Source organism: Tropicimonas isoalkanivorans, from assembly GCF_900112335.1.
Classification (GTDB): Bacteria; Pseudomonadota; Alphaproteobacteria; order Rhodobacterales; family Rhodobacteraceae; genus Tropicimonas; species Tropicimonas isoalkanivorans.
In genome coordinates, this window is record NZ_FOLG01000003.1 from 150704 (window position 1) to 165411 (window position 14708).

Genomic DNA, 14708 nt, shown 5'->3' on the forward strand with positions numbered 1-14708 from the left:
ACCATGAAAGACGTTGACGACAAGTTCCTGAAGAACATCGAAACCGAGTTCCCCCTTCGCGAAGAGCTTCGCCCCCGCAGGGTGACCACGCCGGACGGCCAGGAGATCGAGATCGAGCCGTTGAAGGACTACTTCTGCGAAGCGGCGCCGAAGGTTCACCCCAAGGCCTACATCCCGATCGTCGAGGATTTCTACAACTGGGCCCGGGCCAACTCGCTCTGGATCCTCGGCTTCGGCACCGGCTGCGGCGCGATCGAGATGCGGCCACTGATGACGCCGCGCTTCGACGCCTATCGCTACGGCATCCAATGGCGCCCGACGCCCCGGCAGGCGAACCTGCTGATGATCTCCGGCTACCTCTCGGTCAAGACGCTCAAGCGCGCCATCCGCGCCTACGAGCAGATGCAGGGGCCGAAATACGTGGTGGGCCTCGGCTCCTGCACGATCAACGGCGGGATGTACTGGGACAGCTACAACACCATCAAGCGGCTCGATCAGTACCTGCCCGTCGACCTCTACATCGCCGGCTGCATGCCACGCCCGGAAGCGCTGCTCGCAGGTTTCATGGAACTGAAGAAGCTGATCAAGGCAGGCAAAGGCGAAGGGGCGAACAAGTACGCCGAGAACTTCGCGACCTACAAGGCGAACCAGAAGTCCGTGATCAAGGACTGGGACATGCCGGATTACAACTGGTGATGGAAATGAGACACCTTCACGCCCTTCTGAAGCAACGTCACAGCCTGGGCCAACTGGAGCCAAAGGGAGGCAAGCTCGCCTTCGTCACCGTCCCGCGAGAGAACCTGCGCGGGCTCCTGACCGAGCTGCGGGACGTCCATGGCTTCACCCATCTGGTCCTGCTGACGGCGGTGGACTGGATGGAGGACGGCCTTTTCCAGCTCACCTACATGCTCAACAACCGCGGCCGAGACATGACGCTGGGCATTCGCGTCATGCTCGACCGGCAGGAGGCGCAGGGCGACAGCATCCACGACCTCTGGCCCACGGCGGCCACTTACCAGCGCGAACTCAAGGAGATGTTCGGCATCGACTTCCCGGGCTCGCCGCGGATCGACGAGGAATTCATCCTCGAAGGCTGGACCGACCTTCCGCCCTACCGGCGCGACTTCGACAGTCTCGCCTATTCGCAGCAGACCTACGCCGAGCGCCCGGGCCGCGTGACCCACGACCCGCGCGAATACATGAAATCGAAGCTCTATCCGGACGGGGTGTGAGATGTTCAACTTCAAACCGGACCGCACCCAGTATCCCGCGGCGGACGCGGACGGGAAACTGGAGATCGACCTGGAGACGGGCAAGTACCTGAAGCTGTGGCAAGGCCCGAACCACCCCGGCATCACCGGCAACATGTCGGTCGAACTGACCGTCTGTGGCGACGAGGTGGTCGAGGGCAAGACCCACGTGGGATACCTTCACCGCGGCTTCGAGAAGCTGATGGAGCGCCGGACCTTCATCCAGGTGTTTCCCATCGTCTGCCGAGTCTGCGTTCCGGAGCCTGACTTCAACGAGTACTGCTATGCCGCTGCCGTGGAGGACCTCGCCGGCATCGAGGTGCCGGAATACGCCACCTGGATGCGCACACTGATCCTCGAAATGGGCCGTTTCAACAGCTACATGATGTTTCTGGGCGGGATCGGCGGCGCGCTTGGCCTCGGGATCACCGGCCAATGGATGACCTACGTCCGCGACCTGATGCTCGACCGCTTCGAGGAGCTCACGGGCGCCCGGATCTACCACATGTTCATCCTGCCAGGCGGCGTGCGCGGGCACCTGCCCGAGGGGTTCGAGGCGCGGATGGAGGAGGTGTTGAGCACCGCCGAGCGCTACCTCGACGATATCGACAAGGTCATGTTCTCCAACTCGGTCTTCAAGACCCGCACCAAGGGCGTGGGCGTGATCGATCCGAAGCTCTTCGAGCCCTACGGCGTAACCGGCCCGAACGCCCGCGCCGGCGGCGTAGCAAAGGATCTGCGGAAGGACAGCCCCTACCTCGTCTACGACCAACTCGACTTCGAGGTGGCGACCGCGACGGACAGCGACATCTTCGCCCGCGCCACGGTGCGCCGGGGAGACGTGCAGACCTCCATCGACCTGATCCGCCAGATCCTGCGCAAGATGCCCAAGGACGGCCCGGCGATGGCGAGAATCCCCAACGTCCTGCACTGGAAGATCCCGCGCGGCGAGACCTACATCAAGGGCGAATGCTCGCGGGGCGAATACGGCTATTACCTCGTCACCGATGGCACCGGCTATCCCCGCCGGATCAACGTGCGGGGGCCGAGTTATACCCACGCAATGGCGCTGCTGGAACACCTGATCCCGGGAACGAACATCTCGGACGTGGCCGCGCTTATGGTGTCCCTGCACACCTATCCCCCCGAGATCGAGAGGTAAGCCATGGGCCTGCGCGAAGTCCTCACCCCGTTCACCGTCTGGAAGCACGTCTTCGACGAGCCGGTGACCATCAAGAACCCAATCGGCCGGCCGGCCGCCGACCGCTACCGCGGATTCCACCAGAACGACATGGCGAGCTGCATCGGTTGCGGCACCTGTGAGGCGATCTGTCAGAACGCGGCCATCGACATGGTCCCGGTCGACGGTATCGAAACCCGAACGGGCGACTCCGGCCTGCGCCCGCAGATCGACTACGGCCGATGCTGCTGGTGCGCGCTCTGCGTCGACGTCTGCATGACCGGCTCGCTCACCATGTCGAACGAATACACCTGGGTCGACACCGACCCGGACGCCTTCCGCTTCGTGCCCGGTCTCGAAGAGCCGTGGAAGGACGATGAGGAAGGCTATGAGCGCGAGGGCAAGCGGGTGCTCTCCGGCATCGAGCGCATCCATATGGAGGAGATGCCGCCGGAGACACGAATCTCGAATTTCGAGGAGATCGTGGACGGCTACAGCCGCGCCGAGGCAATTCTGGAGGCGGATCGTTGCGTGGAATGCGGCCTCTGTGTCGCCACCTGCCCCGCGCACATGTCGATCCCCGACTACATCGCCGCCGTGCGCGATCAGGACTACGATCGGGGGCTGGAGATCCTCTACGAGACGAACCCGTTCTCGGAGGTCTGCGGTCGCGTCTGCACCCACAAGTGCGAAACATCCTGCGCCGCGCTGCACGAAGGCGACCCGATCGCCATCCGCTGGCTCAAGCGGCACATCGTGGACGAGGTGCCCTTCGACCGCAGGCTGGAGCTGATCGGCAAGCCGGCGGCGCCCACGGGCCGAAAGGTGGCGATCATTGGTGCCGGCCCCGCCGGCCTGACTGCAGCCTTCGACCTCGCCCGCGCCGGTCATGGCGTGGTGGTGTTCGAGGCGCTGTCCCACGCGGGCGGCATGATGCGCTACGGCATCCCCGAATACCGCCTGCCCTATGAGGCGCTCGACCGCGACATCGGCGTCATCGAAGCGATGGGCGTGGAGATACGCACCAACTGCCGTGTCGGCCGCGACGTCACGATGGACGCGCTGCGCCGCGACTACGACTCGGTGATCCTCGCCATCGGTCTCAACATGGGCCGCTCGACCCGCGTGCCGGGAACCGAGGGTCCGGGCGTGGAGAAGGCAGTGGACCTACTGCGCCGGATCACCGACGGCGAGGAGGTGCCGGTGCCCGAACGCCTCGTGGTGATCGGCGGCGGTAACGTGGCGATGGACATCGCCCGCTCGATGGCGCGTCTTCAGATGCAGAAATACGGGCGTGTCGGCGTCACCCTGACCGCGTTGGAGGACATCGACCATTTCCTGGCGGACCGCGAGGAGATCGTCGAAAGCCGCGAGGAAGGCGTGCAGATTTTCGACGCCCGCGGCCCGCAGGAGGTGGTCCGCGACGAGAGCGGGGCTGTCACCGGTCTACGGACGTGGCGGGTGAAGTCCATCTTCGACGCCGACGGGCGGTTCGCCCCCGCTTATGACGAGGGCGACGAACAGATTCACGAAGGTACGATGGTGATCGAAGCCATCGGCCAGATGGCCGACACGTCGCTCCTGGAGGAAGCGCTGACCGAAGCGCTGGAATGGAACCGGGGACGCATCCGCATTGATGGCGCCTTCCGAACGTCCGAACCTTGGCTGTTTGCCGCGGGCGACGCCGTGAAAGGACCCGACGTGATCAACGCCGTTGCGGACGGACACCGGGTTGCGCGGACGGTCATGGATGAACTCGCAGCACGGGAGGTGATGCAATGAGCGAGATGAACAAGGCGAAACTGTCGGGAAAGACGACGATCCGGGAGATCTTCGAGACCGCGACCGAATTCGAGAAAGTTGCCCACCGGTTCTACACCGCCCTCATTCCCAACGTTTCCAAGGACATCCGCTGGCTCGTTGAGGAACTGGCCGAAGAAGAGCTTGAGCACGTGGACCTGTTCACCAAACTTGCCAAGGACCCGGCCGTCGAGGCCGTCATGGTAGCGGAAATCGCCCGCCCCGTGGCCGATGGCAAGTTCTCGGACTGCGTTCAAACGCCGGATCTTGGTCCGAACCCCGACGACCAGGCGGTTCTGCAGTATGCTCTGATGCGGGAGAGCGCGGCGATGGACCAGTATACCGAACTGGCCGAGAGCACGCCGGTCGGCCCGCTGAAGGATGCGTTCGTCTTCCTCGCGAACGAAGAAACCAAGCACAAGGCGGAGCTCGAAAAAATCTACTACGAGGTCGTTCACTCTGGCGGCGTCTGACGCCGGCCCGAAGCAACCTGAGCTTTCCAAAATAAGCAACTGAAGGGTCGACAGATCCGCCGGGCGATACGCAAGTCGTGGACTGCGCGGCGGGGGTCCCGGCCGGGGATGAGACCTTTGCCCTACCCGTTGGCAGAAGCTGGCAAGGCCCCCGGCCGGAACCGCACCCGTTTGGCAGCCATCGCCTCGCGGATGCCGGCAAATCCAATGCAACTTTTAAAAAAATTCGTGCGCTGGTTGATCCATCTCATGTCGTGGCCGCCGCAAAGGTGGGACACACAGCTTCGTGAATGCACTAAATCGAATGTTTGAAGGAGTGAGGGAACTGCACATCGGCCAATCCTGAAGACAACACACGAAATCGCATCGGGGTCCTCCAACCTCATGTCTTGTTGGTCCTGGTGCACCAGAGGTGACAGACCATGTACAAGAGACCACGCCACGGCAATGCCGCCCGAACCACTGCGGTACTCTGCCTGGCCGGCCTGGGCGCAACGCCGGCCCTGGCGACGAACGGGTACTTCGCGAACGGATTCGACACGATATCCAAGGGGATGGCCGGAGCCGGCGTCGCGATGGATGGCGGCGTGATGGGCATTGCGACCAACCCCGCGCTCGGCACCCAGGTCGGGAACGAAGCCGCATTCTGCCTGACCTACTTCAGTCCCGACCGCAGTTTCGACATCGGAGAGGACCCCACAGGGTTTCTTGTGCCGGGCAAGGAGACCAGCAGCAACAAAAGCTTCGTGATCCCCTGCGGCGGCGCGAACTTCATGCTGAACGATCGGAGTTCGCTCGGCTTCGTGGTCGTCGGCAACGGCGGCATGAACACCGAATACGACGGCAATCCCTTTGCCGGCATTGGCCAATTCTACGGGACCGGTGCCAAGACGCCCTATGGCGTGAACCTCGAGCAACTGTTCATCGGGCTGAACTACGCCTACGAGGTGAACCCGCAGCTTTCGGTCGGTATCGCGCCGATCTATGCCGTGCAGCGGTTCAGCGCCACGGGGCTCCAGCCCTTCACGCTGTTCTCGACCGATCCCGGCAACGTGACCGACAACGATGACTCCTGGTCACGCGGCTGGGGCTACAACCTCGGCGTGCACATCACGCCGAATGCACAATGGTCCATCGGCGCGGCCTATCGGTCCCGAATCTATATGAGCGAGTTCGACCGCTACTCCGGGCTGTTCGCCGAACAGGGTGATTTCGACATACCCGCCACCGCGGTCATCGGTGCAGCGTTCACGCCTGCCAGCGCCCCCCGTTGGACGATCACGGGCGAATACCAACGGATCTTTTATGGCGACATCAACGCTATCGCCAACAGCGGGTCCGAGATCACACCCACCCTCGGGGACGATGACGGACCGGGATTCGGCTGGAAGGACATGGATATCGTCCGCCTCGCGGCCAATTACGAGGCGACGGATCAGTGGACGATCCGAGGCGGCGTGAGTCATGCCACCGAATTCATCGACGATGACCAGGTGCTGTTCAACACTCTCGCCCCGGCGACCCCGCAATGGCATGCGTCGATCGGGGCGACCTACGATATCAACAGCAACTGGTCGGTCAGCGGCTCCTACACCCACGCGTTCGATAATGACGTGTCGGGCAGGAACAAGACGCCGTCGCTGACCAACCCGGTCACGCTCGATATGTACCAGAACGAGCTGTCGCTCGCGATGAGCTACAAGTGGTGAACCGGCTCCGGTATCGTCGGCGCGTATAGGCAGATGACCCGGGCGGCCAGGCCGTCCGGGTTTTCCGTCGTTTCGGTCAGAACCCGCCCACGCAATGGCTCGGCATCTTGTCGCCCCAATCCCGCCAAGTTGCCGACGCGGTTCTGAAGAAGAGGTTACCCCGGGGGCACGACAACATTCCTGGACGAGAGCATGTCGGACCCACTTGCGAGCCTCCTACGCGGGATCATCCTCGATCCTGGCCTTCAGAAAAGCATTTCAGACGCCAAAATCGCCAAGGGCGTGCGCGCCGCCGAGACCCTGAACGCCGTCCTGCTGGATGCGATCGAGGAATCCGGAGTCAACAAGGACGGTCTGCTGACCGCCCGCGATATGGCCACGATCTCCACGACGGTCTACGGCGACCCCGCCCAGTACGTGAAATTCCTCGAAGCGCACGGCAACGACAACGGCGACGTGGTGTCCGGCTTTCACCACGTTCAGGGCGACGGCGGCACGCTTGTTTTCAAGGGTCGCAACTTCATCGATACCGTGGCCGACGCGATCTACCACTACGGCTTCAAGGTCAAGGACGGGCGCTACGTGAACGAAGACGGCGCAGCCAACGAAACGACCAAGGATGTCGCAGGCTGGCTGAACTATTTTCTGAACGGCGAGAACGTCGTCTTCGGCGGCGGCCGTGCCGACCAACTCGGGACGGGCGAGTACTCCAAGCCGTTCCGCGACGCCAATAACGAGACCTACTATGCCGGCGGCGGCGACGACAAGATTTGGGCCGGCCAGGGCCGGGACAAGATCTATGGCCAGGCGGGCGACGACACATCTGGCGGAGGTGACGGCAACGACCGGATGTGGGGCGGCGCAGGCGCCGACCACTTCGGTGGAGATGCCGGAAGGGACCGGATCTGGGGCGGGGAAGGCAAGGACACTCTCTCCGGCGGGGACGGCGCGGACATGTTGGACGGTGGCGAGGGTGCCGACTATCTGAACGGCGGGGCCGGCGATGACACGTTGTACGGAGGCGCCAACGCGGACGCCATGTACGGCAGCGACGGGGCCGACCGGATGGACGGTGGAGCTGGCGCCGATCGGATGGACGGCGGAGCCGGCGGCGATCGCATCTCAGGCGGCAAGGGAGATGACGAACTGAGCGGCAGCGATGGCTTCGACCGCCTTTTCGGCAACGCCGGGGACGATACGCTCACCGCAGGTGCCGGAAGGGACCGGCTGATCGGCGGCACCGGCAGGGACGTTTTCAAGCTTTGGGAAAGCAAACAGGCGACCGATACTCTCGTGTTCAACCCGGGCGACTCCACGCATCGCAGTGATGGCATCGATCTTGTCGAAGGCTTTAATGTCGACAACGACAAGATCGACCTGAGCGGCTTCGGCGACATTGTATTCAAGAAGATCGATTTTGCCGGTCATGGCCAAGCATCGGCCTATTACGATGGCACCTATCTTCGGATCGACGAAAACGGCGACCGGGCGGTCGACATGATGATCGAGTTCACCAACGTCAACGACTTGAGCGGGGACAACTTCATTCTGTGACGGGAGGCCGAAACGGCCCCCTGCCCGCGCATCGCGCCTTCGCTTGGCGTGGGGCCGTTCAACCGCCCCGCTCGACGCCGTAGAATTTCAGGAACATCGCCACCGCCGAGCTGACAACCGGCGCGATCTCCGCGTCACTGGGTTCTTCCGGCATGTCGTCCAAAAGCCGCCGGCGGAAAAGGTTGGCAAGGCAGAGTTCGCTGAACTGGGAGGCCGCGAGGTCGATATCCTCGATCTCCATCGTTCCCCTCGCGACCTGGTCCTTCAGAAACGCGCCCAGGACGCGAAGCGCCTGCTGCCGGCCCCCTTGAAAGAACCGGCGGCCAAGCTGCGGTTTGCGCTCTGTCACCCCGATGACGATCCGGTGCGCGCGGATCACGCGTTCGGAACACAGTAGCTTCGCAACGAACATGCCGTAGCGGGTCAGGATCTCTCTGGGGGAGCCGGGCAGTTCGAGCAGTTGTGTCGCCTTGCCGAAGATGCGATCGCGTTGCAGCGATACCAACGCCTCGAACAACTCCTCCTTGTTCGCGAAATAGACGTAGATCGTGCTCTTCGACACGCCGGCCTCGCGCGTGATGTCGTTCATCGACGCCGCATCGAAGCCCAGCCTCGAGAACACAACCTCGGCCCCCGCGAGAATCTGCTCGCGCTTTGCCGGGTCCTCCCCCGCCGCACGGCGCGGCTTGCTGTCCGCAGGCTGAGTCGCAGACATGGATTCAATCCTCCATTTAAATCGAACCGGACGGTTCGATTGCCTATTGAAATGCCCTCCCATCCGCCGTAAGTCAACATCGAACCGATCGGTTCGATCAAAGCGGGAACGACACCGATGGCATTCGACGCATCGCAAGACGAGACTCAGAGTTCAAAAACCGAAGCGCCCGCGAAGGGCGCACGCCGCCCCTGGAAGAAGTACTTCATCATTCTGGTGCTTCTCGGCGCGGGACTTTTCTACGGCGGCCAGCGGCTGCACGGCTACTGGACGACCGGCCGCTTCATGGTGACCACCGACGATGCCTATCTGACGGCAGACATCACCAAGATCTCGCCCGAAGTCACCGGGCACGTCGTGGCGGTGGCCTTTCGAGAGAACCAAGCGGTCGCGTCGGGCGATATCCTGTTCAGGATAGACGACGGCGACTACAAGAACGCGCTGGAACGGGCCCAAAACCAGATTGCGGCGCACGACGAGACGCTCAAGCGTATCTCGGCACAGATCGAGGCCGCCCGTACCGCCGTGACGCAGGCCGAAGCGAACCGTCAGGCGGCCGAGGCCACGCTGAAGAACGCCCGGTCGACGGCCGAACGGATCCGAAGCCTCAACTCGTCCAGCTTCGCCAGCACAGCGCAGTTGGACGATGCGGAGGCCGCTCTGGACGAGGCCGAGGCCCAACTTGCAAGCGCTCGCGCCACTGTGGCCGCGGCCAACGCCAATGTCGCTGTCCTTAAGGCTCAATATGCCGAAGCGGAGGCCGCGAACCGGGGGCTGGAACTGGCCGTCGAGCAGGCGGAGCGCGATCTGGACCGGACCATCCTTCGCGCCCCCTACGACGGCGTTGTCACCAACCTCGCTGTGGAACAGGGCGATCTCGTCAGCCCCGGAAAAATCCTTGCCGCAGTCGTTCCGACCGACACGCTCTACGTTGAGGCGAACTTCAAGGAGACGCAACTTGCCGAAGTCACGCCGGGTGCAATAGCGCACCTGACGTTCGACGTTCTCCCCGACCTAGAGGTCGAGGGGCGCGTCGAATCTCTGGCGCCGGCCACGGGCGCGGTGTTCTCCCTGCTGCCACCCGAGAATGCCACCGGTAACTTCACCAAGGTGGTGCAGCGCGTGCCCGTCCGCATCGAACTCCCCGCGGCAGCACTGGCAGACGGCCGGCTCCGCGCCGGGTTGAGCACCACGGTTTCGGTCGATACCCGCACGGCGGATAGCCCGCGTGCCGTGGCCGGTTCGAGCGCACCCGGCAGCGCCACCGGCTCCTGAAAGCGACGGCGATGACAACCGAACCTACCGAAGACGCGATTCCGCTGCGCCGCATCCTCGCCTTCATGGCGATGGTGTTCGGTATGTTCATGGCGATCCTTGATATCCAGATCGTCGCCGCATCGCTCTCCGAGATCCAGGCAGGCCTTAATGCCAGCGCCGACGAGATTTCCTGGGTGCAGACGTCGTATCTGATCGCCGAGGTCATCATGATCCCGCTGTCGGGGTTCCTCGGCCGGGTGCTTTCCACGCGCATCCTCTTTTCCCTCTCGGCCGTCGGCTTCGCTGCCACCAGTTTCCTCTGCGCCACGGCGACGAACATCGACCAGATGATCGTCTATCGGGCGGCCCAGGGCTTCATCGGCGGTGGCATGATCCCGGCGGTATTTGCCGCGGCCTACACCGTGTTTCCGCCGTCCAAGCGGGCGATCACGTCGCCCCTGATCGGCCTCGTCGCGACCCTCGCCCCGACCATCGGCCCGACAGTCGGCGGCTATCTCTCCAACACCTTTTCCTGGCACTGGCTGTTCCTGGTCAACGTGATCCCGGGCTTCCTCGTTGGGGGCGCGGTCTTCGCGCTGGTCGACTTCGACAAGCCGGACCTCGCCCTGTTCCGCCGTTTCGACTGGACCGGACTGCTTGCGATGGCCGCTTTCCTCGGGGCGATGCAGTTCACGCTGGAGGAAGGCCCCGGTCACGACTGGCTTGCCGACGAGGCCGTGCTGGGCGCGACGATCCTTATGGGCCTGGCCGGCGTTGTCTTCTTTTTCCGAGCCCTGACACGTCAGGACGCGGTGGTCGACCTCGGTGCCTTCCGCAACCGGAACTTCGCCATGGGCTCCCTGTTCTCGTTCCTCATGGGAACCGGTCTCTACGGGATGACCTACCTCTACCCGCTCTACCTTGCGCAGATCCGTGGCTACGACAGCCTGATGATCGGCCAGGCCGTGTTTGTCTCCGGCCTTGCAATGTTCCTGATGGCCCCGGTGGCCGGGGTCCTGTCCACCAAAATGGACCCGAGGGTCCTGATGCTACTGGGCTTCGGCGGGTTTGCGGCGAGTTCGTGGATGCTGACAGGTCTGACGGCAGTGTGGGACTTCGACGAACTGTTCCTGCCCCAGATCCTGCGTGGCGTGTCGCTCATGCTGTGCATGGTTCCGATCAGCAACCTGGCGCTCGGAACGCTGCCGCCGGCCGAGATGAAGAACGCGTCTGGCCTGTTCAACCTCACACGAAACCTTGGCGGCGCGGTTGGGCTCGCGGTCATCAATACCCTGCTGACCCATCGCGGAGACTTCCACTATGCCCGGATCGCGGAAAGCGTGACCTGGTCGAATCCCGCGGCGCAGGCGCAGCTCGACGCAATGGCGGCCAATGCGACCGCCCACGGGCTGGACGGACCCACCGCAGCCCTGTCTCAAATGGTGGGTCGCGTTCTGCAACAGGCGACGGTCATGTCATTCATCGACGTTTTCCACCTGTTCTTCCTGTTGTTCCTCGCCTTGGCAGCACTGACGATGACAATGCAGAAACCTGCGGCTTCGGCTGGCGCCTGACAGGCCCGCGCCGGCTCCATCGACAGGATGAAGGCGCCCGGCCAAGGGCCGCGCACCTTCTCGATGTCTCCGCCGTCTCAGAACGAGAAGTCGTCGGCGTCCAGTTGCCCCGGCAGGACGTTCTTCACCAGAATATCGACGTTGGCGAATTCGACCAAGGTATCGCCGCCGACCCGGGTCAACGTCACCTGGCTGAAGTTGCTGGCGCCCGCGCCGATCACGATATCATCCAGATTCACCTGGAAGTCCGTGATCTTGTCCACGCCGTCGCCCTTGCGGAACTTGAAATCGTCCGCGCCGCCGCCACCGGTCAAAACGTCGTTGCCCTTCTGACCGTTGAGGAAGTCGCTTCCTCCATTGCCACGCAGCTTGTCGTTGCCGCCGCCGCCCAGAAGCTTGTCGGCACCGACCTGACCAATCAGCAGGTCTTCTCCGCCATTCCCCTTCAGGACGTCGCTACCGCCACCCCCGCGCAACGTGTCGTCGTCCGCGCCGCCGACGAGGACGTCTTCGCCACCTCGGCCGTTGATGACGTCGTTTCCGCCACTGCCCTTGATACGGTTGGCACCGCTCGTACCCGTAAGCGTGTCATTGCCGTTGCCGGTCACGAGATTCTCGAAACCCTGGAACGTCTCGAAGCTGGCGCTCGTGGCACCGGTATCGAGGTTGACGACGTAGTTGCCGTTGTAGGTCTTGGTGTTGAGCCAGTCTGTACCGGTCCCGCCGTAGAGTTGCTCCGTGCTTCCGGACGGCAGACCCAGGTTACCGGCATAGACATAATCGTCGCCCGCGTCGCCGTAGTAGCGGCCCTCGCCGTTCGAGTAGAGGTAGTCGGTGTCGTTCCCGCCGTAGGCGGTGTCATTGCCGCCCCCACCGTAGATGCGATCCTCGCCGTCGCTTCCAGACAAATAGTCGTTACCGAAACCGCCTTCCAATCGGTCGTTACCGGCGCTGCCGTAGAGGTTGTCGTTGTCGTTGCCACCGTAAAGGCGGTCGTCATCGACACCGCCATAAAGGATGTCGTTTCCGTTCCCGCCGTAGACCGTGTCGTTTCCCGCGTTCCCCCAGATCCTGTTTGCGTCGGTCGTGCCCGTCAGCGTGTCGTTGCCGGAGCCTGTATAGAGCTCCTCGAACCCCAGGAACGTTTCGTAGCTGTAGTTGGTCGCACCGGTGGTCAGGTTGATGGTGTAGTTGCCGTTGAAGGCGGTCGTGTAGAGCCGGTCTGTGCCCGCCCCGCCGTAGAGTTCTTCGGTGCGGCCGGTCCCCAAACCGGAATTCCCGGCATAGAGATAGTCGTTGCCCGCATCGCCGTAGTACCTGCCTTCGCCGCCGGAGTAGATGTAGTCGGTGTCATTTCCGCCATAGGCAATGTTCTTTCCGCCCTCGCCATAGATGCGGTCCACCCCGTCGGAACCGGAGATGTAGTCGTCACCCGCATTCCCATAGAGGTAATCGCTGCCGGAACCTCCGTAGATGTTGTCGTTTCCCACCCCGCCGTAGAGGCTGTCATTGCCTGCGCCTCCATAGAGGCGGTCGTTACCGTCACCGCCATAGACCTTGTCATTGCCGATACCCGAGCTGATCGAGTTGTCGGCGGTGGTTCCTGTCAGCGTGTCGTTTCCGTCGCCGGTGGTCAGGTTCTCGAAATAGAGAAAGGTCTCGTAGCTGTAATTCGTCTTTCCGGTCGCCAGGTTAATCGTGTAGGCGCCGTCGAAGCTGGTGGTGTCGAGCCGGTCGATTCCGGAACCGCCGTAGAGCTGCTCGGTCCGCCCCGAGCTTAGACCGAGGCTGCCCGCGTAGACATAGTCGTTGCCCGAGCCCCCATAGTACCGACCTTCTCCGTTGGAATAGAGGAAGTCGCTACCATCGCCGCCATAGACAGTATCACTGCCGCCGCCGCCATAAAGCCGGTCCGAGCCGCCACTGCCGGACAGATAGTCGTTGCCGGTCCCGCCGTAGATGTAGTCGCTGTCGTTGCCGCCATAGAGGCCGTCGTTTCCGGCCCCGCCATACATCCTGTTGTTGCCGGAACCGCCATAGATGCGATCGTTATCGTCGCCGCCGTACAGGTAGTCCGTTCCGGACCCACCATAGATCGTATCTCTGCCGTTATTGCCGCGCAGCGTGTCGTTACCACCATACCCATACATCGTGTCGTGGTGTGAGAAAGGAAAAACATTTAGGTTCGACATAGACTTGGAGTCGTTGCCGGATGTACCGGTGTAAGTACCCATGGGAAATTTCCTTGTTTTGAGAAATGGCGTTCGCGCACCATAAGGACTAAAAAATAGCACATTTTGAACGAAAATTAAATCTTGCGGCGGATGTGATCACACTTCGCACGGAGGGCGGATAATGCCGCGCCCCTGCCAAAAAAGTGTCCCGAACCGCAACAGTGGGAATAGCCGCGACGGTGCCGCCGTCAGCTCTGCCTAGGCTTCAGAAGAACCTTCGGACGCGCGGCTTCCGCCGCCTTGAACAGGCTGAACGTCTGGTTGACGTAGCTCACCGCGCCCGAGATGTGGTTCATGTAGGAGTCGAGCTCCGGCGTCTTCTCGGCCTCGACAAGTTGGATTGGCCTATCCGGCCCCTCGCCCTCGAACTGGCAATAGAACAGCGGCTCTCCACGGCGCAGGACGATGTCCTTTTCGGGTTCATGCCACTCGAAAGCCCACATCAACGGTCGCGGCCAGACGTCGATTGGAAACCGGCCGCCGAAAATGGTGCCGGGAAGCTGGTCCTTGCGGTAATGCGCAAACGGCGACAGCTGCGTGATGTAGACCGGCTCGTCCGCGATGAAGACGTAGGGCAGATGCATCTGGATCGTCGGACGGTCCGGGTAACGCCACTCGTCTTCGGCAACCAGCGTCAACACCTGGCTCAACTTCCCGCCACGTACCGCACCAGACTTTCCGGCCCTGTTCTTGATGTGGGGGCCCTTGTCGTCCCGCCCGAAGCCGATGTGCAGGTCGAACGGGCACCGGATCAGGAAATAGCGGCTCTCGAGTTGGATTACCGCGGGGCAGCGGGACGCCGATTTGGCGTGGCCCTTGTTCGTCTGCCGAAAACTCACCCGTTCCGGAGGGCCATAGAGGACGCCCCCCTTCTCCTCGATCCTCAGCCATCCGACCCTGATGGGCCCGGATCCCGGCTCGCCGGGCGGTCGCTCGTAATTGATCGACAGATACATGGCCTA

The 14708-nt window shown here is 62.8% G+C and carries 12 protein-coding genes; 9 read left to right on the forward strand and 3 right to left on the reverse strand.

The features are described from left to right. Positions 1 to 3 precede the first annotated feature (3 nt). The 7 genes from BM075_RS07930 to BM075_RS07960 all read left to right on the forward strand — a co-directional run bounded on the left by BM075_RS07930 (position 4) and on the right by BM075_RS07960 (position 7966). Positions 4 to 696 (forward strand): NADH-quinone oxidoreductase subunit B, encoded by a 693-nt coding sequence (locus BM075_RS07930; protein WP_093360129.1) that lies wholly within the window; start codon positions 4 to 6, stop codon positions 694 to 696. A 5-nt stretch (positions 697 to 701) separates the two neighbouring features. Further along, entirely contained in the window at positions 702 to 1232 is a 531-nt protein-coding gene (locus tag BM075_RS07935; RefSeq protein WP_218152834.1) for an NADH-quinone oxidoreductase subunit C, read from the forward strand. Between the two features lies 1 nt (position 1233). After that, positions 1234 to 2412 carry an NADH-quinone oxidoreductase subunit D gene (locus tag BM075_RS07940; RefSeq protein ID WP_093360131.1) on the forward strand — a complete coding sequence of 393 codons (1179 nt, stop codon included), beginning with the start codon at positions 1234 to 1236 and terminating at the stop codon, positions 2410 to 2412. Positions 2413 to 2415: 3 nt separating this feature from the next. Next, the gene (locus BM075_RS07945) at positions 2416 to 4212 is read left to right on the forward strand and encodes an FAD-dependent oxidoreductase (RefSeq protein ID WP_093360132.1); all 1797 of its coding nucleotides are present in this window, start codon (positions 2416 to 2418) and stop codon (positions 4210 to 4212) included. Next, positions 4209 to 4703, forward strand: a complete 495-nt coding sequence (locus BM075_RS07950) for a ferritin family protein (protein ID WP_093360133.1) — start codon at positions 4209 to 4211, stop codon at positions 4701 to 4703. Before BM075_RS07945 ends, BM075_RS07950 begins: the two co-directional genes overlap by 4 nt. A gap of 422 nt (positions 4704 to 5125) precedes the next feature. Continuing rightward, positions 5126 to 6412, forward strand: coding sequence for an OmpP1/FadL family transporter (locus tag BM075_RS07955; RefSeq protein ID WP_093360134.1), 1287 nt, complete (start codon positions 5126 to 5128; stop codon positions 6410 to 6412). Positions 6413 to 6604: 192 nt separating this feature from the next. Beyond that, positions 6605 to 7966, forward strand: a complete 1362-nt coding sequence (locus tag BM075_RS07960; RefSeq protein WP_093360135.1) for a calcium-binding protein — start codon at positions 6605 to 6607, stop codon at positions 7964 to 7966. A gap of 58 nt (positions 7967 to 8024) precedes the next feature. Here BM075_RS07960 and BM075_RS07965 read toward each other — a convergent pair whose 3' ends face one another. Further along, the gene (locus BM075_RS07965; RefSeq protein ID WP_093360136.1) at positions 8025 to 8681 is read right to left on the reverse strand and encodes a TetR/AcrR family transcriptional regulator; all 657 of its coding nucleotides are present in this window, start codon (positions 8679 to 8681) and stop codon (positions 8025 to 8027) included. Between the two features lie 117 nt (positions 8682 to 8798). Here BM075_RS07965 and BM075_RS07970 point away from each other — a divergent pair, with 117 nt between their 5' ends. Together BM075_RS07970 and BM075_RS07975 are read left to right on the forward strand one after the other, a co-directional pair. Next, positions 8799 to 9956 carry an HlyD family secretion protein gene (locus BM075_RS07970; protein ID WP_093360137.1) on the forward strand — a complete coding sequence of 386 codons (1158 nt, stop codon included), beginning with the start codon at positions 8799 to 8801 and terminating at the stop codon, positions 9954 to 9956. Between the two features lie 11 nt (positions 9957 to 9967). Next, the gene (locus BM075_RS07975) at positions 9968 to 11512 is read left to right on the forward strand and encodes a DHA2 family efflux MFS transporter permease subunit (protein ID WP_093360138.1); all 1545 of its coding nucleotides are present in this window, start codon (positions 9968 to 9970) and stop codon (positions 11510 to 11512) included. Positions 11513 to 11589: 77 nt separating this feature from the next. On the opposite strand, the gene BM075_RS07980 is transcribed toward BM075_RS07975, so the two are convergent. Then, positions 11590 to 13746 (reverse strand): calcium-binding protein, encoded by a 2157-nt coding sequence (locus BM075_RS07980; protein WP_093360139.1) that lies wholly within the window; start codon positions 13744 to 13746, stop codon positions 11590 to 11592. 188 nt (positions 13747 to 13934) lie between these two features. Further along, on the reverse strand, positions 13935 to 14702 hold the full coding sequence (locus BM075_RS07985) for a hypothetical protein (RefSeq protein WP_093360140.1): 768 nt from the start codon (positions 14700 to 14702) through the stop codon (positions 13935 to 13937). Between the last annotated feature and the right edge of the window lie 6 nt (positions 14703 to 14708).

What these genes read in the sequence shown, in the direction of transcription:
- BM075_RS07960 (WP_093360135.1), top strand. Translation starts at nt 6,605, where the DNA reads ATGTCGGACCCACTTGCGAGCCTCCTACGCGGGATCATCCTCGATCCT.
- BM075_RS07950 (WP_093360133.1), top strand. Translation starts at nt 4,209, where the DNA reads ATGAGCGAGATGAACAAGGCGAAACTGTCGGGAAAGACGACGATCCGG.
- BM075_RS07940 (WP_093360131.1), top strand. Translation starts at nt 1,234, where the DNA reads ATGTTCAACTTCAAACCGGACCGCACCCAGTATCCCGCGGCGGACGCG.
- BM075_RS07935 (WP_218152834.1), top strand. Translation starts at nt 702, where the DNA reads ATGAGACACCTTCACGCCCTTCTGAAGCAACGTCACAGCCTGGGCCAA.
- BM075_RS07985 (WP_093360140.1), bottom strand. Translation starts at nt 14,702, where the DNA reads ATGTATCTGTCGATCAATTACGAGCGACCGCCCGGCGAGCCGGGATCC.
- BM075_RS07980 (WP_093360139.1), bottom strand. Translation starts at nt 13,746, where the DNA reads ATGGGTACTTACACCGGTACATCCGGCAACGACTCCAAGTCTATGTCG.
- BM075_RS07955 (WP_093360134.1), top strand. Translation starts at nt 5,126, where the DNA reads ATGTACAAGAGACCACGCCACGGCAATGCCGCCCGAACCACTGCGGTA.
- BM075_RS07930 (WP_093360129.1), top strand. Translation starts at nt 4, where the DNA reads ATGAAAGACGTTGACGACAAGTTCCTGAAGAACATCGAAACCGAGTTC.
- BM075_RS07970 (WP_093360137.1), top strand. Translation starts at nt 8,799, where the DNA reads ATGGCATTCGACGCATCGCAAGACGAGACTCAGAGTTCAAAAACCGAA.
- BM075_RS07945 (WP_093360132.1), top strand. Translation starts at nt 2,416, where the DNA reads ATGGGCCTGCGCGAAGTCCTCACCCCGTTCACCGTCTGGAAGCACGTC.
- BM075_RS07965 (WP_093360136.1), bottom strand. Translation starts at nt 8,681, where the DNA reads ATGTCTGCGACTCAGCCTGCGGACAGCAAGCCGCGCCGTGCGGCGGGG.
- BM075_RS07975 (WP_093360138.1), top strand. Translation starts at nt 9,968, where the DNA reads ATGACAACCGAACCTACCGAAGACGCGATTCCGCTGCGCCGCATCCTC.